Annotated in this window: 16 protein-coding genes; 10 read left to right on the top strand and 6 right to left on the bottom strand. The window is 69.3% G+C overall.

From position 1 onward, the window contains the following. Nucleotides 1-36 precede the first annotated feature (36 nt). Together ACFCZF_RS05255 and ACFCZF_RS05250 are read left to right on the top strand one after the other, a co-directional pair. Nucleotides 37-1,080, top strand: a complete 1,044-nt coding sequence (locus ACFCZF_RS05255) for a serine hydrolase domain-containing protein (protein WP_376670501.1) — start codon at nt 37-39, stop codon at nt 1,078-1,080. A gap of 371 nt (nt 1,081-1,451) precedes the next feature. Then, nucleotides 1,452-1,718 carry a hypothetical protein gene (locus tag ACFCZF_RS05250; RefSeq protein WP_376670500.1) on the top strand — a complete coding sequence of 89 codons (267 nt, stop codon included), beginning with the start codon at nt 1,452-1,454 and terminating at the stop codon, nt 1,716-1,718. 17 nt (nt 1,719-1,735) lie between these two features. Here the strand turns inward: ACFCZF_RS05250 and ACFCZF_RS05245 are convergent, their stop codons facing one another. The 3 genes from ACFCZF_RS05245 to ACFCZF_RS05235 are packed head-to-tail and all read right to left on the bottom strand — an operon-like array spanning nt 1,736 to nt 5,593. Continuing rightward, nucleotides 1,736-3,451, bottom strand: a complete 1,716-nt coding sequence (locus ACFCZF_RS05245) for an ADP-ribosylglycohydrolase family protein (protein WP_376670594.1) — start codon at nt 3,449-3,451, stop codon at nt 1,736-1,738. Nucleotides 3,452-3,497: 46 nt separating this feature from the next. Beyond that, complete coding sequence (locus tag ACFCZF_RS05240) at nt 3,498-4,196, bottom strand: DarT ssDNA thymidine ADP-ribosyltransferase family protein (protein ID WP_376670499.1); 699 nt, start codon at nt 4,194-4,196, stop codon at nt 3,498-3,500. After that, nucleotides 4,193-5,593, bottom strand: coding sequence for a UvrD-helicase domain-containing protein (locus tag ACFCZF_RS05235; protein WP_376670498.1), 1,401 nt, complete (start codon nt 5,591-5,593; stop codon nt 4,193-4,195). Before ACFCZF_RS05235 ends, ACFCZF_RS05240 begins: the two co-directional genes overlap by 4 nt. A gap of 532 nt (nt 5,594-6,125) precedes the next feature. On the opposite strand from ACFCZF_RS05235, the gene ACFCZF_RS05230 reads away from it, so the two are divergent. Then, nucleotides 6,126-6,965, top strand: coding sequence for a 2'-5' RNA ligase family protein (locus ACFCZF_RS05230; RefSeq protein WP_376670497.1), 840 nt, complete (start codon nt 6,126-6,128; stop codon nt 6,963-6,965). Between the two features lie 180 nt (nt 6,966-7,145). Here ACFCZF_RS05230 and ACFCZF_RS05225 read toward each other — a convergent pair whose 3' ends face one another. After that, complete coding sequence (locus ACFCZF_RS05225) at nt 7,146-7,889, bottom strand: ABC transporter permease (protein ID WP_376670496.1); 744 nt, start codon at nt 7,887-7,889, stop codon at nt 7,146-7,148. Beyond that, complete coding sequence (locus ACFCZF_RS05220; protein WP_376670495.1) at nt 7,882-8,841, bottom strand: ATP-binding cassette domain-containing protein; 960 nt, start codon at nt 8,839-8,841, stop codon at nt 7,882-7,884. Before ACFCZF_RS05220 ends, ACFCZF_RS05225 begins: the two co-directional genes overlap by 8 nt. 141 nt (nt 8,842-8,982) lie before the next feature. Between ACFCZF_RS05220 and ACFCZF_RS05215 the strand changes: the two genes are divergently transcribed. From ACFCZF_RS05215 to ACFCZF_RS05205, 3 genes are all read left to right on the top strand, one after another. Continuing rightward, on the top strand, nt 8,983-9,732 hold the full coding sequence (locus ACFCZF_RS05215; RefSeq protein ID WP_376670494.1) for a TetR/AcrR family transcriptional regulator C-terminal domain-containing protein: 750 nt from the start codon (nt 8,983-8,985) through the stop codon (nt 9,730-9,732). Between the two features lie 254 nt (nt 9,733-9,986). Beyond that, nucleotides 9,987-11,216 carry a cation:proton antiporter gene (locus ACFCZF_RS05210; RefSeq protein WP_376670593.1) on the top strand — a complete coding sequence of 410 codons (1,230 nt, stop codon included), beginning with the start codon at nt 9,987-9,989 and terminating at the stop codon, nt 11,214-11,216. 209 nt (nt 11,217-11,425) lie between these two features. After that, nucleotides 11,426-12,325, top strand: a complete 900-nt coding sequence (locus ACFCZF_RS05205) for a LysR family transcriptional regulator (RefSeq protein ID WP_375918718.1) — start codon at nt 11,426-11,428, stop codon at nt 12,323-12,325. A gap of 87 nt (nt 12,326-12,412) precedes the next feature. Here ACFCZF_RS05205 and ACFCZF_RS05200 read toward each other — a convergent pair whose 3' ends face one another. Beyond that, on the bottom strand, nt 12,413-13,189 hold the full coding sequence (locus ACFCZF_RS05200) for an SDR family oxidoreductase (protein WP_376670493.1): 777 nt from the start codon (nt 13,187-13,189) through the stop codon (nt 12,413-12,415). Between the two features lie 534 nt (nt 13,190-13,723). On the opposite strand from ACFCZF_RS05200, the gene ACFCZF_RS05195 reads away from it, so the two are divergent. From ACFCZF_RS05195 to ACFCZF_RS05180, 4 genes are all read left to right on the top strand, one after another. After that, nucleotides 13,724-15,262, top strand: coding sequence for an alanine/glycine:cation symporter family protein (locus ACFCZF_RS05195; protein ID WP_376670492.1), 1,539 nt, complete (start codon nt 13,724-13,726; stop codon nt 15,260-15,262). 326 nt (nt 15,263-15,588) lie between these two features. Further along, a complete protein-coding gene (locus ACFCZF_RS05190; protein ID WP_376670491.1) occupies nt 15,589-16,335 on the top strand; it encodes a hypothetical protein in 747 nt (248 codons plus the stop codon). A 6-nt stretch (nt 16,336-16,341) separates the two neighbouring features. Beyond that, nucleotides 16,342-17,919 (top strand): hypothetical protein, encoded by a 1,578-nt coding sequence (locus ACFCZF_RS05185; protein WP_376670490.1) that lies wholly within the window; start codon nt 16,342-16,344, stop codon nt 17,917-17,919. After that, complete coding sequence (locus tag ACFCZF_RS05180; protein ID WP_376670489.1) at nt 17,916-18,692, top strand: TIR domain-containing protein; 777 nt, start codon at nt 17,916-17,918, stop codon at nt 18,690-18,692. Before ACFCZF_RS05185 ends, ACFCZF_RS05180 begins: the two co-directional genes overlap by 4 nt. The last annotated feature ends 208 nt before the right edge of the window (nt 18,693-18,900 follow it).

Here is an 18,900-nt window from a genome sequence, read left to right as displayed (position 1 = left end):
CGCTGACCGCGCGACGCCCCGGCGAAAAGGGAGACCATGACGTACGACAGTGACCGCATCGAAGCCCTGTTGGACGAGGGCGTCCGCGACAAGGTGTACCCGGGCGCCGTGTGGGCCCTCGGCGACGCCACCGGCACCCTCGCCCAGGGCACCACCGGCGTCCTCGACCCCGACGAGCCGGACGTGCCAATGCGCACCGACACCGTCTTCGACGCCGCCAGCCTCACCAAGATCCTGGCCGTCTGGTCCTCCGCCGGCGCCCTGTACGAGGACGGAACACTCGACCTCGACCAGCCGCTCGGCAGCTTCTGGCAGGAGGTCACCGGGCACCCACTCGGAGCCGTCACCGCCCGGCATCTGCTGACGCACACCGCTGGCGTCCCACTGCGAGCCCAGCTGAAGAACCTCTACGGCACCAACCGTGAGGAGATCCGCCGAGGCGTCCTCCACGAGCAGCTCTACCGACCTCCGGGTGAGGCAGTCGAGTACACCGACCGGGCCGCCCTCATCCTGGGATACCTCGCCGAACACCTCTCCGGCCAGCCCCTGGACCAACTGGCCACCGCCCGCACCTGGCTCCCACTGGGCATGACCTCCACCCGCTTCGGTCCCTTGCCCGCCAGCCTCGCGGCGCGCTGCGCGCCCACCGAACTGGACCAGGACACCGACACCCACCTCAAGGGAGTCGCCCACGACTTCTCGGCCCGCCTCCTGGGCGGCGTCTGCGGCATCGCCGGCGCCTTCACCGTCCTCGACGACTTCGCCGCCTTCCTCCAGTACATGCTCGCCCCTGCCGCTTCCCAGTTCCGGGCTGGTTTCGAGAGCGAGTGGATCACCCGCTCCCTGACGATCCAGACGGGCCATCTCCAACCCGCTCGCGGCCTGTTCTGGCACCCCGCTCCCGGCACGACCGCCGACGAGGACGCCTGGGTCCACTACGGCTTCACCGGCACAGGCATGTGGATTTCCCCCACCAGGTGCCGCTGGGCGGTACTCCTGACCAACAAGCTCTACTACACAAGGGAACGTGACCCGTTGACCGAGGTTCGCAACACCTTTCGTGAGCTCGCCTTGAACTGAGGTGTCAAAGCAACCCATCGCGTCCCGAGGCCCAGCACTCGGTGTTAAGTGGAACGCTGCCCTTCGCTAGATGGCAGAACCGCATCCGGGCCGCGGGCAACGACGGCGCACGAAGACCAGCAACGCAGCGCGATGCGGCTGAGACGAGCATGTTGCCCATGCGGCGGAGGTAATACTTCACCTCAGGTAGCCCACCCATTTCACCCGGTCTAGATCGGCTGCATGAGGCGGAGCGCTATTGCTTGGTGTGGCCGTGAGCGGACCTTCCTCGCGCGCGGGGGCTTTCGGGCTCCACCCGCGAGAGCCTGGACGAGGGCACGAAGACAGAGGAAGCACTTCCAAGCACACAATATCGTACTAGAGTTCGCGACATGCCGAGATTTGCTGACTTCGACGCCTCTGCCCTCCGCCGCACGAGTGGTGTGGAGGGCGCGTTTCCCTGGCGCGGGCAAACCGTGACCCTCATCCGGGTCGACGCCAAGGGGGTCGTTACGCAGGCGACGCGGATAACCGAAAAGCGAGCGCTGCTGGCGCAGGCAGGCTCGAAGGACCTGGTACTCGCCGCATGGCCAGGGCAGTGGTCTCAAGACGTCTTTCTGGTGGACGACCTCAAGGCCGCCCGTGAGGAAATGGGCTGACCTACGGTCCCCTTCGCTCATGGGCGAGCGGGCGGCTCGGCGTTGTTGACGGCGACGATCAGGTACGGGTCGATCTGTGCCCAGAGGGCGCCGCCCTCGCGTTGCACTGCTCCGTCGAACCCCAGCCTGCGCAGACGCTCCCAAGCCGCTTGGACATCGTCGATGGCAACCCGAAGTTGGGCGCCCGGAACGCCCGTAGCGACTTTGCTGGTGTGTGCCTTCCTGATTACGAGATTCTCGTAAGAGACCCAGTCGCTTCCGCGACGGTGCGCGCTCAGCCCGAGGGCGGACAGGGCCGCCGTCACGCGTCCGATGTCGGCGACGGGCAGATAGGCACCTTGGAGCCGGACCTGGTTCGGTGGCCAGACCGATCGATGCTCGTCAGCCGGCTCCGCATCGGCACGAGGGGCTTCCTCGACACCTTCCAATTCCGCTTCCGCCCGCTGGATCCCGCGGATAAAGAAAAGGTTCTGACCGTCCGTGGTGACGATATGTGTACGTCGCGCCGTCCACTTGCCGGACGTCAGGGTGTCAGCTGCGACCACGCGTGCTTGGCGCCGGTCCGGGAGCAGCAGATCAGCTCGGCTGTCGGCCTTGTCGAGCTTCTCGATGAACCGCGACCGAGCTTCGCCGGCCGCGGCGCGAGAAGGCAGGGACAGGATCGGAGAGACAGGAGTGAGCAGATTCTCGGCCAGCGTGACGAGCAGGGCCGCATCCTGAACAGTTCGCCCGAACGAGCCCAGCCATTCCTGGCCCAGACCTGCGCCAAGCAGGCTGGCGGCCATGGATGCCAGTGTGTCCGTGTCCGCGCCCTCCTGGCGCGCGGGGACACCGATGCCACGCTCCGGGCTGGCGGCCGAACGGGCCGCGAGGTAAATGGCTCCCACCGCGCACAACGTCCCCGACCCACGCGTCTTCGGCCGAGTGAGGCCGTGTTGCTCGAGAAAGGCGGAGGGCGCACTCAGCGCGCCGCTGTTCAGTGAGGACCGTGCGCTGGTGAGGAGGTCCTCCACCTCCCGCACGGCGTCGTCCCAGCCCTGTTCGTAGCCGCCGGGGAACGCCTTCGCAGCGGCATCCAACCAGTTCCTGTCCAACCCCTGCCACACCGGTTCCCGCCAGTCCTTCAGACCGTCCAGTGTTGCTTCGACGAGCCAGCCGTAAGCCAATGGCGCGGGTTGCCGCAAACTGGTCCACAGGGCATAGGCATGCACCAAGGCACCCAGCAGGGCTCGCGGGTGCCCGTGTGTCGTCGCGGCGTCGCGGACCACGTCATGCGCCAGGTCGCCGAAGGAACCCTCGTGGTGGACTATGACGTGCGGCGCGATGCGCATGGCCGCGCCGTTGGCCCCAGCACTGAAGTACTTTTCCTGGTCGTCGGCCCTCTTGCCCCAGGCCGATTCATGCTTCTCCCAGGCGCGGCAGGCACGCTTGACGCTGGCCCCGGCACCACGTTCGTAATCGAGGAGGAAGGGCCACTCGACTCGTTGCAACCAGGTAAGCCAGTCGTCTCCTGCGGTGAGGCGAGCACGAGCCACGGCGATGAGCATTTGTGTGTCGTCGCTGTACTCGCCTGGCCCGATGTCCTCAAGGATCGGGCGGAAACGGCTGCTTGCCATTCGCTGCCAGGCGAAAAACCGACCCGCGACCTGGCTGAGTGGCGGAAGTGAGCGAGTCCGGTCCCGCCGCTCGTAGGGCCAGCCCATGGCGTCCCCGACGGCTGCTCCTAGGAGCATGCCGCAGGCTCTGCCGGTCCGTGGGTGAAGCTCAGCGTTCACGTGTTCACTCTGCCAGAGTTGTTCGGGGGATGTACGGGCTCTCCGGTGGCCGATTGCCGGAGCGCACCGAGCGGCTCAGGGCGTACTTGTCGAAGAGCACGGGAGCGACAACCAGAGGTGGCAGCAGAACCGCCATCCCGAACTGGGCATGTCTGAAGTGCTCCAGCTCTGCCTGCTTCTCGTCCCGGACGATGACAGAGCGTACGGCGGACAGTGGGATGATCCCGGGTATCTGGATCTCTGCCTGGTCGTCCGTGGGCCACCAAGACGGGTGCCCACTTTCTCGCCGCAGAGTCACCTTGCCGGTCACCGTGGGCGCGAACATGGCATTGAAGCCGCTGGCACCTAGCCGGGCGCCGGCGCTCCTGTCTCGTGCGGAGTTGTAGGGACAGAAGCGTGCGCCGGAAGTGGCGAGCAGATCGACGTCCAGCGTGAGAACCACCCAGTCCTGAAAATGGCGGTCCCGGCTCGCTGCCTGGGCCAGGTACCAGGTGTTCGGATACTCCACGCTCAGGAAGGTGAACTCCAGTGCGCCGTCCAGGCGCTGGGTATCGGCAGGCCGAAAGGCGTCCGCAGCCGTCTGCAGGGTGGCCACGGGACGTATCTGCCGGGTTTCGAGGATATGGGACAGGTTGGCCGACTTGGTGAGATGGCACAGACGGGTGATACGACGGGCCCGGGCCTGCTCAAGGACGTCACTCACAAGCTCACCCGCACGTACAGGTCAGACATCTCCTGCGGCAGCAGACCGGTCAGCTTGCTCGAGTGCAGCATGATGAGGTCTGTACGAGCCCGAGTGATGGCCACGTACGACTGCCGGGCCTCGCGCGCCTTGGCCTCGTCGAGGCCGTGGGCCTCCACCTCACTCGGTTTCGGCAGCTCATCCGCATCACAGAATGGGAGGATCACCGAGTCGAACTCGAAGCCCTTCGCCGCAGAGTAGGTTCCGTAAAACACCCCCGGCTCGTCCGTCCACCGCGCAAGCTCACGGTGCAGGCGGTGAATGGGGACACGACCGCGGTCGAGGAGAGACCTTAGTTTGTCCTCGTGGTCCCGGGTGCGCATAAGAATGGCGACCTGGCGGTCCGCGCCCAGCGCCAGGGCGTTGCTCGCCGCCTGAACGAGCTGTTCTTCCTTACCTGCGGTCTCCAGGATCGTGGGTTTCGGGCCGTCGGCCGCCGCACCGGTCGGTTGGACCAGATCGACGTCATCCTTGAAGTGCGGCATATCCGAGAGGGACTGGGCGAGTTGGGCGACCTGACGGCTGTTGCGATAGTTGTGGGCGAACTCCACGACATTTGACACATGAAGGCCCAGGGCGCGCCAGGACATCCGGCTCCCATAGATCTGCTGCGCGTAATCGCCGAAGAACGTCAGTGATCCGTCGCCAGGAATGGCCGCTGCCAGGCTTCGAATCATCTCGGGCGTAAAATCCTGGCCCTCATCGACGACGACATGCCGGTAAAGCCGCTTGGTGGGATCAACCTTCAGGGCGGCCAGGACCGTCGACGCCATGTTGTCGAAGTCGTACTCGTACCCGGCTTCGGCACGCAACTGCACGTACCGTTGGTAGACCTCGAAGACGACTTCACGATCGGGCTGCTGAAGTGGCCTGCCCCGGCCAACCCGACGGGCACGGCCTTCCACATACGTCTGCTGGTCGACTATGCCGTGCCCGACCATCCAATGCAGCTCATCCAGGAAGAAATCGAGCGGGCGGTGAATCACGGCCCGGGAGGGGTGGCGCTCACGAGCCTCCCCCACCGCCCGCTCAACCATTTGCTTCTTGGACTTGCATATGCGCACCGGCGCTTTGGTGCGATGCGCGAGATAGCCGCGCGCGAAGGTGTGGTAGGTCTCGATCTGCAAGTTCGTAGACGCGGCGCTCATACCCCTGAGGTAGGTTACGAGAGCCTTGTTGAAGGTGACCAACAGGGTACGGCCTCCGATACCCGGGGCCGTGGCCAGATAATGAGCCCGGTGGACCGCCATCGTCGTCTTGCCGCTGCCCGCCGTGCCCAGAACGACGCAGTGACCGCGTTCGTTCAGGAAGACGACGTCCCGCTGGTGACCCTTCGGGTCAGGTAACGAAAGCCCCATCGCGCCATTATGACGCGTCCATGGCCACTTGGTACAGATGATCCACGGACCGGTCCCTCAACTGGGCCTCCACCAACCGACGAAGCCGCAGCCCTCTCCGCTGGAGCTCGCGCCCTCGGCGATTAGGCAACTCGGCCCAGGGATGGTGCATAGCTTCGCCCCAGCCTTCGCACGGGCTGCTGACGACCGCGGACTGCCGCCCCGCAAGCCACACCGCGGCACCTACCCCCCGTGGCCAGCCGATCACTTTCGAGGGCACATCCGGGGCACATGAGCCTGTGAAACGGCGTTGACCGGTGAGAACTCGGGAGACATGTTTTCCCAGGTCAACACACACTTCGCCGAGAAGCCCCAGGTCAGCGCCCCGCCGCCCTCAATCGCTGCACGAGTGGCAGGACTTCAGCCATCGGCTGCATGAGGCGGGGCATCAGCCGTATTGCCTGGTGTGGCCCTGAGCTGGGGTTTCCCGGGGTCTGGGCGGGTCTTTCGGCTCCCGTCTGCCGAGGCGGGGTGTCAGTAAGGAGTTCGCCGGGTGTCTTGGCCGCATATCCCACTCAGCGCCGATCCCGCCACCTTCCCTGCCCGCCCGCCGACCGACCTGACCGACCCGGCGGTGATCGCGGCGCATGACCAGGCGGCCTTCGACGCCGTGGAGAGCATGGTCGATCACTGGGACCGGCCCGGCTGGACGGCGCGGACGCGTGCGTCGCCGGGCCGCCTCGATGACGTCATCAGTGCGGCGACGCCCCGGCTCCCGGCGGCCTTCCGGCTGCGAGCCGTCCCGCTCGCGGGCTCTCGGGGAGCCGTACGCCTGTCGGTCGCACCGTGGATCCCCGTGCCGGCGCTGCACGCGGCCCTGGGCGAAGCCATGACGCCGCCGGGGCTGCCTCCCCGCAAGCCGACCGCGCTGTTCCGCCCGCACCTGAGCCTGGCCTACAACAACCGGTCACGCCCCGCTGCCCCCGTCTTCGAAGCCGTCACCGCGCTCCGGGACCTTCCCCCGGTTGATCTGCCTGTCCAAGAGGTGCGATTGGTGGAGCTGCGGCGCGAGGGCCGCTGTTACCGGTGGGACGTCGTCAAGAGCCTGTCGCTGGCTGATCGTAGGTGGCCTGAGCGGCAGGACGGCAATGACCGCCTTGCCGACGGCGGTGATCTCCACGTACCACCGCCGTGCCAGTGCCTGCCCGTGCCTGTACGAGCCACAGCGCACGGTCGGACTCGGCCGGCGGGTTCAGCGGCGGCTTCCGGTACGCGGACACCGCCAGCCATCGAGTCGAGAGACAAGAACAACGCCGGCCATGCGCAGCGGAGTGCCCGCCGGGCGGGTTCGCCGCTTCGGCCGGCTCCGTGGTGCGGTCGGCACGGCGGGTGAGTGCGATCCCGGCAGCGAGGGCCGCCGTGACGCCGGTCTCGGTGATGGTGAGCGGGGGCGCCAGGCGCAGGATGCCGCTGCGGCCGGGGCCCTGCGGGGCCGCCGCAGCGCAGTGTCACTCGTAGGGAAGCACCAGCATCTCCCCCGCCGGCCCTCCGATGCCCGGTGAGGGGACGGCCTTCAGACCGCGCGCCGCTTGAACAGCACTCCCGAGACAGCCACCGAGGCGGCGAGGATGCCCGTGCACCAAGCGAGCGCCACCCACCCCGTCGAGCCCACCGGCTGCCCGAGCAGCAGTCCGCGCACCGCTTCGATGACATGGGTGATGGGCTGGTGGGTGGCGAAGCCCTGAAGCCACGACGGCATGGTGTCGGTCGGCACGAAGGCGCTGCTCGGGTAGGGCAGGAAGCTGACGAAGAAGGTGAAACCCCCGGCTGCTTCCGGGGAGTTGACGAGCAGGCCCACTGCCGCGGACAGCCAGGAGAGCGCCGCGATGTAGGCGACCAGGAGGCCGATCGCGGCGAGCCAGCCGCCGGGGCCGGCCGAGGGGCGGAATCCGATCGCGAAGGCGAGTGCGAGGACCAGGGCGGTGGCGATCAGGTTCCGGGCCGTGGAGGCGAGGACGTGGCCCGCCAGGATGGGGGTGCCGCCGATGTCGAGGGACCGGAAGCGGTCGATGATGCCGTTCTTGAGGTCCTCGGTGACGGCCACGGCGGTGCTTGCGGAGCCGAAGCCGGCACACAGCAGCAGAACGCCCGGGACGACGTAAGTGACGTAGTCGGTACCGGTGTTGATGGCTCCGCCGAAGAAGTACACGAAGATCAGGAGCAGCATCACCGGGAGCGCCATGGCCGTCATCAGCGCGTCGACGTTGCGGCGGCTGAGCCGGACGGAGCGGCCGGTCATGATGAGTGCGTCAGACATGGCTGGGCTCCTGGTGCGCGGGTGTCGTGAGGGCCAGGAAAACGTCGTCGAGGGTGGCCGTGTGCAGCGAGAACCGTTCGATCGCTGTGCCGTCGGGGTCCAGCGCGTCGAGCAGCGCCCGTACCTGGGGCGCGCCGCCGTCGGTGGGAAAGCCCAGGGTGCGGGTCTCGGGCTCGCTGTACACCGCTTGTGACGCGAGGCGCAGATAGGCGGCCGAGTCGGTCAGGACGACGTCGAGGCGGTGCCCCGCGACGCGCCGCTTCAGTTCCTCGGAGGTGCCCTCGGCGACCAGCTCGCCGCCGTGCAGCACGGCGACACGGTCCGCCAAGCGGTCGGCCTCCTCCAAGTACTGGGTGGTCAGGAAGACCGTCGTGCCCCGCGCCGACAGCTCGCGCACCACACTCCACAGCTCCTGGCGGCTGCGCGGGTCGAGGCCCGTCGTCGGCTCGTCCAGGAAGATCACCTCGGGATCGCCCACCAGGGACGCGGCCAGGTCGAGGCGCCGCCGCATGCCCCCCGAGTACGTCCTGACCAGGCGGTCGGCGGCGTCGGTGAGGTCGAAACGGTCGAGAAGTTCGACGGCCCGGGTACGTGCGGCGGCGCGGGAGGCGCGGGCGCCGCCGCGGGGGCGGGCGAGCCGGGCCATCATCCGCAGGTTCTCCGCGCCGGTCTGCATCTCGTCGACCGCCGTGAACTGGCCGGTGAGGCTGATCGCGCGGCGGGCCCGGGCCCGCTCGGTACGCAGGTCGCACCCGGCGACCCTGGCGGTGCCCCCGTCGGGTTCGGTGAGCGTGGCCAGGATGCGCACGGTGGTGGTCTTGCCCGCGCCGTTCGGGCCGAGCAGGGCGTGCACGGTGCCGCGCGGCACCGTCAGGTCGAGGCCGCGCAGGACTTCGACCTTTCCGTAGGTCTTGCGGAGGCCGGTGGCCTCGATGGCGGGTGCGTCGGACATGGCCACGTCTCCCTGACTGCCTCTCCCTGACTGCTTACTGCGTAATCCATACGCATTACTGTGTAAGGGTTACGCAGAACTAGGATGTACGTCAAGGCGGAGGCCCGAGGAGCGGCCTCGGCGCAGAGGGAGGCGACGCGGATGGCAGCGGACGAGGACACCGGCCTGCCGGCGAGCCTCGCGACGGCCTGGGGTTTCAAGGCCCGTCCCTCGAAGGGGCCGAAGCCGGGACTCAGCCTGGACCGCATCGTGGCCGCCGCGGTGGGCGTCGCGGCCGCCGAGGGCATCGGGGCGGTGTCGATGGGGCGCGTCGCCAAGGAGCTGGGCGCCTCGCCGATGTCGCTCTACCGGTACGTCGGCGCCAAGGACGAGCTCTACATCCTGATGCAGGAGACCGTCATGCCCGCGCCCCCCGGACCACTGCCCGACGGCGCCGAGTGGCGCACGGGGCTGACCCGCTGGGCGCGGGCGCAGCGCGCGGTCTTCCACGAGAACCTGTGGCTCCTGCGCATCCCGGTCTCCGGGCCGCCCGCGAGCCCGAAGTCGGTGGCGTGGATGGAGCACGGCCTCGCGGTCCTCGATGGCACCGGGCTCGACGAGGCCACGAAACTCGGCGTGCTCATGCTGGTCAGCGGCTACGTGCGCAACGAGGCGATGCTGATGTCCGACCTGGACGCCGCGATCACGGCGCGTGGGCACAGCCCCGAAGAGGTCATGCGCCGCTACCGGCGCACCCTCGCCACCCTCACCGACCCCGAACGCCACCCGGCCGTCACGCGCGTCCTCGAATCCAACGCCCTGGACCAGGCGGACGAGCCGGACGCCGACTTCGAGTTCGGACTCGAGGTCGTGCTCGACGGAGTGGCGGCGCTGATCGCGCGGCGCGACTAGGGGGTGTCCGGATCACCGCCTTGCTCAGGACGCCATCCGGCGGTGATCACGGCGCGTGGCCAGGCGACCTCTCCTTCTTCCTCCCGACGGCGTACACCGGGTAGTCCCGGCCGCCCCGGCGAGTGAGAGTGGCACTGGCGGCGCGCACAGACGGCCTCCGCATGCCCGTCCGCGAGGGAGGCGCCGATGCCCCAGAAGTCTCCCGGCGCGCGGTTCTCCTCGGCACCCCCTCCCCCGGCGGCCGGCGGCCGCTCATGACCCACCCCGGCACCCTCGTCCTCATCCTCGCCGTGGCCGTACTGGCGCCGCTCCTCGTCCACGTCACCGGGCGCCGGGTCCGCGTCCCGCTGGTCATCTTCGAGATCGCCCTCGGCATCCTCATCGGCCCGCAGGTGCTGGACTGGGCGCATCCCGACGAGGTCGTCGACACGCTCGCCGATCTCGGGCTGTCCATGCTGATCTTCCTGGCGGGCTACGAGATCGACTTCGCCGCCGTCCGCGGCGACACCCTGCGCCGGTCCCTGTGGGCCTGGCCCCTCTCGCTCGTCCTCGGCATCGCGATGGGCTTCCTGATCAGCGGCGGTGAGGTGTTCGAGGCGTTCGTCGTCGGCACGGCGCTGACGAGTACGGCGCTCGGCACGGTTCTGCCGATGCTCCGCGACCGGGGGCAGTTGAAGGGCCGCTTCGGAACGGTGGTGTCGGCGTTCGGCGCGGTCGGCGAGTTCGGCCCCGTCGTGGCCATGGCACTGCTGCTCAGCGGACGCCGGCCGGCGGAGTCGGCGGCCCTGCTGGTCGCCTTCGGGGCGATCACGGCGGTAGCCGTCTTCTGGGCGCTTCGGCCCCGGCCCGCGTGGTTCGGCCAGTTGACCGAGCAAACCCTGCACAGCAGCGCGCAGTTCGCGGTCCGGTTCGTCATGCTGCTGCTGGCCTGCATGCTGGGCCTCGCCGAGGTCTTCGGCCTCGACGTACTGCTGGGCGCCTTCGCCGCCGGCGTCCTGACCCGGCTGATCCTGCACCGGTCCGTCCCAGCGGTCGGCGGAGAGGTGCTCGGCAAGGTGGAGGCCATGGGCTTCGGCTTCCTCGTGCCGCTGTTCTACGTGGTCACCGGCATCGAGTTCGACCTCGACGCCCTGTTCGACGACCCGGTCACCCTGCTGCTCGTGCCGGGCTTCCTGCTGCTGTGCCTGCTGGTGCGCGGCGGACCGGTGTACCTCCTCGCCCCGAAGGACCTGTCCCGGACGGACCGGGCCGCCCTCGCGCTGTTCGCCTCCACCTGCCTGCCCCTCGTCGTCGCCATCACGACCATCGGCGTGGACCAGAGGATTCTCGGCACGGAACGGGCCGCCTCACTGGTCGGCGCCGCGATGATCTCCGTACTCCTGCTGCCCCTGCTCGCGATGCGGCTGCGGGCGGCACGCGGCGGGGCGACCCGGGACGGACCCCGGCCCGCCCCACCGACGGTGGACGACTCGGAGGCGTGGTGAGCGGCGCGGACGCGCTCGGTCCGCGAAGACCTCGCGCGGCTTCGTCTCGTGGTCCCGCGGAACCGCACGATCGCGGGCAAGCAGTCGCGGGCAAGGAGTCGCGGGCAAGGAGTCGCGGGCAAGGAGTAAAGACCCCGCCTCCCGTGTTGTGGGACTCATCACCACGACGGGATGGACCGCGGTCCACCGCAGGGAGGGGACCGGGCCCGATGAGCCTTCGTCAGTACGAGTACGCCCTGGCCGTTGCCGAGGAGGGCTCGGTGACGGCGGCGGCGGAGCTGCTGCACGTCGCTCAGCCGTCCGTGTCCCAGCAGATCCGCGGCCTGGAACGGGAACTCGGCGTGGAGCTGTTCAGCCGCACGCCCACCGGGCTGGTGCCCACGGTGGTCGGCCGCGCGTTCCTGCGGGAGGCGGAGGTCGCGGTGAGCGCGTCGCGGCGGGCGAGGGCGACCGCGCGGGCCGGGGCCGGTGAGCTGGTGGGCGAGCTGGTGGTCGCCGTGCAGGAGGGCCTGGGCGCGCGACAGTTGCCGGGCGCCCTGGGCGCGCTGCGGCGCCGCTTCCCGCGGTTGGAGGTCACCGTCTTCGAGGAGCCGAACCCGGCCGAACTGGAGCGGCTGGGGCGCCGGGGCGTGGTGGACCTCGCCCTGGTGGCCGCGCCGTGCGAGGAGGGTGCCGCCGACGCCCACCACCTCGGCGACGAGGAGTTCGTCGTGGTGCTGGGCGCCGGGCACCGGCTGCTCGCCGCGGACCGGGTCGAGCTGTGGGAACTGGAGGGGGAACCGTGGGTGAGGTTCGACCGCGACAGCGCGCTCGACGGCGTCCTGCGGGACGTGCTGCGGGACAACGAGCTGACTCCGACCACGGTCGCCCGCGTGTCCCAGACGGCGACGGCCGTGCGCTGGGCCACCCACGGGCTGGGGGTGACGCTCGTTCCGGCGTCCGCGGTGCCCCACGGGCACGATCACCTCGTGCGTCCGGTGTTCCCGGTCGTGTCCCAGCCCGTCGTCGCCGCGCTCCGGCACGGCGCGGGCGCGGCGGAGACGGCCCTGCTCGAACTCCTGCGCCAGGAGACCTGGCACACATCCGCTTTCTTCTCGCCGGTTTCCTGACGGCGGGAAGGAAGGAGACGGGGAGACAGGTGCCCTGGATTCTTTGTTTTCCTATTCGGATACTGGCGTTGCGGAAATTCGCCGGCGTCAGCCCCTGGGGAATTCACCGCCGTCCACGACGAGATTGCTGCCGGTCAGCCAGCTCGCCCGGTCGGACATGAGGAACAGCGCCGCGTGGGCGATGTCGTCGGGCCGGCCGTCGCGCCCCAGCGGCACGGCGGTGCCGTTCTGGCCCTGTGCCGGGTCCAGGCGCGCCCACTGCTCCCGCGTCAGTTCGCCGCCGGGGGTGGCGACTCTGCCGGGAGTCACGGTGTTGACCCGGATTCCGAAGGGGGCCAGCTCCGAGGCCAGTCCCCGGCTGTAGTTCTCCAGCGCCGCCTTCGCCGCCGTGTAGTGCAGGAACGGTGGTGGCGTGAGGGGGACGGCCGCCGAGGAGACGTGCACGATCACCCCCGAACGCCGTTCCCGCATCCCCGGTACCAGCAGCGAGTCCAGCCGCACCGACGCCAGGTAGTTCAGGTCCAGCGCGTCCTGCCACTCCTCGTCCGGGATGATCGAGGCGCTCTGGTGCGGTCGCGCCCCGCCCGCGTTGTGGACCAGGAGATCCACCCCGCCGTGCACCTCCTGCGCGGCCGCGGCGAGTGCCTCCGCTCCGGCCCGTGTCCGTACGTCGGCCGCCACGAAGGCGGCTCCCTCCGGCACCGTGCTCGTCTCCGACCGGGCGGTCGTGAGCACCTCGGCGCCCGCGTCGAGCAGCCGGCGCACGATGGCCGCTCCGATTCCGCGAGAACCACCTGTGACCAGGGCCCGCTTCCCCGCGAGTTCTCGCGTTTCCGAGCTCTTTCCGATCGTGGTCACGCCCATCATTCCTCTCGATTTCGCATTCGCGCTCGCATTCGCATTCATCCTGCTCGACGGAAGTACTTCGTCGAGCTGCTTCACGGTACGTTCGGAAAAGAATGAGAGGCAAAGACGAAATTCAAGCAGGCGCTATAGGGGATTCCTATGGCGTCCCGACCCTGTCCTCGGCCGGGCCTCGGCCGGGCCCCGACCCCGGGCCCACATATTCGTGCCCACACCACGTATCCCGCGGTCCGGATAACGGTCCGGTCTCACCTGCTGGGACATTCGCTGGTCACGAACCGTTACGTGATTTGCATCACTAAAAGTTCGGCAAAGGCGTGGTAGAACAACGCAACTCCGCAGGTGGATCGGTCGACTGCCGTTCCGCGGAGGGCCGGCCTGCATACGCGTCGCAGCCCGGAACGATCACGGTCCGAAACCGGACCGTGCGTACAGGTTCGCCCACCGGACAACGACGTTCGCTCAGAGACTCAGAGACCGCTCATCCCGGCGAGACTCCCCAGCCCGCCAGCCCCGCGTCATCGAGGTAGCCAAGTGTCACTCGACTCCGTCACCCAGTCCGTAGACGAAGCAGTCAGCGGATTCTTCGAGCCCATAGCCGAGTGGCTGGGGGAGGTGGTCTTCTACACCGTCCCCGTCGGCGGAGCCGACCTGCCCCTCATCGTCGCCTGGCTCGTCGTGGCCGGTCTGGTCTTCACCAGCTGGTTCGGCTTCATCCAGCTCCGCAAGTTCAAACTCGCCTTCGACGTGGTGAGGGGCAAGTACGACGAGGAGGGGTCAGCCGGTGAGGTCAACCACTTCCAGGCGCTGACCGCCGCCGTCTCCGGCACCGTCGGACTCGGCAACATCGCCGGTGTGGCCGTCGCCGTCTCCATCGGCGGTGCCGGCGCCACGTTCTGGATGGTCCTGTGCGGCCTGCTCGGCATGGCCACCAAGTTCGTCGAGGTCACCCTCGGCGTGAAGTACCGCGAGGTGCACGCCGACGGCACCGTCTCCGGCGGCCCGATGCACTACCTGCCCAAGGGGCTGGCCGAGCGCTTCGGCAAGAACGGCAAGACCCTCGGCAAGATCCTCGCGGTTCTCGCCTCCTTCCTGATCCTGTTCTTCGGCCTCTTCGGCGGCAACCTCTTCCAGGTCAACCAGTCCTACGCACAGCTGGTCTCGGTCGCCGGCGGCGAGGACGGCGCGCTGGGCTCCTCCGCCGGTGCCCTGTTCTTCGGCATCCTGGTCGCCGCGATCGTCGGCATCGTGCTCCTCGGTGGCATCCGCTCCATCGCCAACGTCACCAGCAGGCTCGTGCCCGCCATGGCCGGCATCTACATCCTCGCCTGCCTGATCGTGATCCTGGTCAACATCACCGCCGTGCCGGACGCCGTCGTCCGCATCGTCGAGGGCGCGTTCAACCCGCAGGGCGTCGTCGGCGGTGTGCTGGGCGCGCTGATCATCGGCTTCAAGCGGGCCGCCTTCTCCAACGAGGCCGGTCTCGGCTCCGCCCCCATCGCGCACTCCGCGGTCAAGACCAAGCACCCCGCCAGCGAGGGCCTGGTCGCGCTGCTTGAGCCGTTCATCGACACCGTCGTCGTCTGCACCATGACCGCGCTGACCATCGTCATCGCCAACCCCGACAGCTGGGGCGAGGCCCGCGCGGGCGAGGACATCGGCGGCGTCACGATCACCTCCGACGCCTTCGAGACGGTCCTGCCCTGGTTCCCGTACATCCTCACCCTCGCGGTGCTGCTCTTCGCGATCTCCACGGTGCTGACCTGGGGCTACTACGGCCTCAAGTCGTGGACGTACCTCTTCGGCCGCAGCCGGGCCAGCGAGATCACGTACAAGGTCGTCTACACCCTCTTCGCCATCGCGGGTTCGCTGCTGACGCTGCAGACCCTGATCGACCTGGCGGACGCCTTCCTCTTCTCGCTCGCCGTCATCAACATCATCGGCCTCTACCTCCTCGCCCCCGTCGTCAAGCGCGAACTCAACACCTTCCTGGAGTTCGTCCGCACCCGGAACGCCGGTGGGAGCACCGGGGACGACGACGAAGACCAGGAGTCGGTGAAGACCATCGTCTGACCGCCTCACGCGGACCGGCTCCTTGGGAGCGCCCCCGGCCGAAGGCTGGGGGAGGGCCCGTACTCACCTCGCACCTTGGTGAGTACGGGCCCGTTCGCCGTCTTCAGCCTGCCCGTGGGCAGGAGCCGCGCCGAACTCGGCGCCAGGTCCGGCCGGCCCGGAACTCACCTCATAGCGGAAGCCGATCGGAAGCGCATCGGAAGCCGAGAAATCTGGTTTCGGAAGCGCTGCCCCTGGTCGGATCGGGCGATGCACAAGGCACATCGGCCCACTCGGGGCGCGTGCCGTATCCGCTCAGCCGGATACCGGCGGCAATGAGGTGACAGATGAGTAGTACACGAGTACCGCCCGGCGCCCGGGGTTCCTACCCCGCACCAGGGCTAGCACTCGCGCCCGGACCCGTACGCAACCAGGCCCTGACCGTCATCGCGATCCCGTTCGTCCTCATAGTCGTGCTGGCCGTCGTGCTCGCCACGACCGGCCGCGACGAAGGGGCGCCCTCCACCGACGGGCTCTACGGCAGCGGGGCCCTGCCGGACTGGGTGGACGGGATGGATGACGACGGGACCAACCCGGACGGTTTGGGCGGCCCGACCGGTCAGGACACGTCGCCCTGGGACGACGGGACGACCGACGAGCCGACCGACGGGACCTACGAGCGGACGACCGACGCGCCCCTCGACGACACCACTGACGACACGGCCGCCGACGGCACGGCCACCGGCGACGCGACCGACGATCCCGCCGACTCCCCGTTCACGGACGGGGACGGGGACGGGGACGGGAACGGGCCGGAGGCGACGGTGACGGCGTACTTCGAGGCCATCAACAACCGCGACTTCCAAGCCGCCTGGGAGCTGGGCGGCAAGAACCTCGACGCGGACTACGACCACTTCGTCGCCGGCTTCGAGACGACCGAACGGGACGAGGTCACCGTGACCGGCACGACGGGCGACGAGGTGTCGCTCACGGTCGTGGCCTGGGAGACCGACGGCTCGCGGACGACGTACGAGGGCACCTACACGGTGACCGACGGCGTCATCACCTCGGCGGACATGCGGGAAGGGAACTGAGCAACCATGACCACCCACGCCGCCCCGCCGCCCCCGGACGCGACGAGCAACGCCACCCGCCTGCTGTGCGCGGGCACCTACCTCGACCCCGTCTACCGCAAGGCCGTGATCCGGGAGCTGCTGACCCACCGATACCGGGTGGTGGCCCCCTCCTACGGCTACGACGCGGCGCCCGTACTGGCGCACGCCCTCGCCGCCCACAACCTGCGCCGCAACCAGTTGATCGCCCTCTGGACGGGCACCGCCGTCATCGCGCTGCTGCTCGCGGCGGGGCTGCTCACCGGCGTCTCGGCGGCCCTGCTCGTCTTCTGGCTCGCCTGGGCCACGATGTTCCTGCGCCGGCTCGCCGTCCTCCAGACCCTCGCCGAGCACCTCGCGCCGCCGGCGGACGACCGTACGGGATTCAACGGCGGCTACCCGATGACCTCGCGCCTGACCCCGGAACTGGTCGGCAAGATCGACCGCGAGCAGGCCTCCGGCACGGTGTACTACGGCGGCTACAAGCCGTTCGTCGGCGCCGGCCACTCGATCCGCCGGTGGGCCAACGCGGAGCTGCTGCTCGGCGCCCCGGTGCCGCGCAACGGCGTGCTCGGCCAAGGCCTGCTCAACGGGCACGTCCCCGCCCAGCACGGACCCGCGGACGGCGCGGGCGACGACCACGGACCGGCGGAGCGCAAACCGATCATCCCCTTCACCGTCGGGGACATCACCGACCGCGTCTGCGAGCAGCTGCTCGCGGAACTGCGTGACAGACCCGCCCCCAGTGACCGGATCCAGCTGCTCTCCGTCGACCGGCGCCGGTTCGCCAAGGCCGTCCGTACGACCGAGGGCGACGACTCCGTCGACGCGCTCCTCGACACGCCCGGCCCCGGCCACACCGGCGAACACTGGCGGGAGGACTACGACGCCCGCCGCGAGTACCTGTGCGTCCGGATCGGAGCGTGGCAACAGGAGCTGGTGACCTCGGTGTTCATCGGCTTCGACATCAAGGGCAGCACCCTGCACACCGAGTTCTACACCTACGTGCTCGGTCCCGTGCCGGAGAGCTTCCACCTCGCCGACCGGCTGCCCGCCACGATCGACGGCAGGCTCATGTGGCGCATCGCCTGGGACGTGACCCGCAGCGCGCCCGGCGAACTCCTGCGGCTGATCACCAACCCGTTGCGCGAGCGGCTGCCCAGCCGCTCCGGCTCCGACACCGTCCGCACGCTGGTGCGCCAGCCGGCGGACACCAGCGAGTTCCAACTCGGCCGCTACGCGCTGACCGTCGTGGACTGCGGCGCGCTCACCAGCGTCCGCGAACTGGCGCCCAACAGCGACTTCCACCACTTCTTCCAGGAAACGGACGCGATCAAGTACATCCAGATCATCGAGCGTCATCTGCTGCAGATCGTCGGTGACTTCCTGAGCGACCACGACGTCGACACCCGTGAGCACGAGGCCAACCAGACCAACATCCTCCAGCAGAACTTCGGCGCCCACAGCACCAACAACTTCGGCGGCAACCAGAGCGTCGGCAACACCGGCACCACCCAGACCTTCGGCAACAACTCCGGCATCACCAGGGAGGCACGACCGGCATGAGCGGCCAGCAGTTCCACGGCAACAGCTTCGGCCAGGGCGGCAACAACAACTTCGGGGGCAACCAGAGCGTCGGCAACAGCGGCACGACCCAGACCTTCGGCGACAACTCCCCGGTGCACTCCGCGCCGTCCGGCCCGACCGCGCCGACCGCGCCGACCGGACCGTCCGGACCGGCTGGGCAGCCGCACGCCGGCGGGTGGCGGCCCGACCCGGCCGCGCTGCCGAGCGACGCCGACCGGGCGCGGAGCGTCTTCGTCGTCCACGGCCGCGACGACCAGGTACGGCGCGAGATGTACGAGCTGCTGCGCCGGCTCGATCTGCGCCCCAAGGAGTGGGAGGACCTGGTCAGAGCGACCGGCCACGCCTCGCCCTTCCTCGGTGACGTGGTCGCCGGCGCTCCGGCGCAGGCCCAGGCGGCACTCGTCCTGCTCACGCCGGACGACGTCGTCTCACTCCACCCGGACCTGCAAGGGCACAACGAGCCCGACCACGAGACCCGGCCCGTGTGCCAGCCGCGCCCCAACGTCCTGATCGAGCTGGGCATGGTGCTGATGGCGTACCCCAAGCGCACGCTGATCGTCGAGGTCGGCGGCCTGCGGCCGATCGCCGACATCGCGGGCCGCAACGTCATCCGCTTCGACGGCTCCGGGACCGCGCTCGGCAAGATCGTTGAGCGGCTGAAGCTGGCGGGCTGCACGGTCAACGACACCGGGTCCGACTGGCGCCACACCTACCCCTTCCAGCACCTGTCCGCCTACCACCGCCGGCCGTAGCCCGGCGGATCCGGCGCCGATCGGGGGACCGGCGCAACCGGCCCCCCGGAGCGCGTCCCGCCACCGCGGAACGCGTCCCGGGGGGCCGGCGTCCCACCGAGGGGTCCGATGCTCCGCCCAGGGACCGCTGTCCCGCCCAGGGACCGCTGCCCCACCCAAGGACCCGACGCCCCACCCAAGGACCGCTGCCCCACCCAAAGGCCCGACG

This window comes from Streptomyces sp. NPDC056296 (assembly GCF_042268605.1).
In the GTDB taxonomy this organism is placed as follows: Bacteria; Actinomycetota; Actinomycetes; order Streptomycetales; family Streptomycetaceae; genus Streptomyces.
Note: the sequence above shows the minus strand (reverse complement) of the source record. Positions and strands in the feature narration are given on the sequence as shown.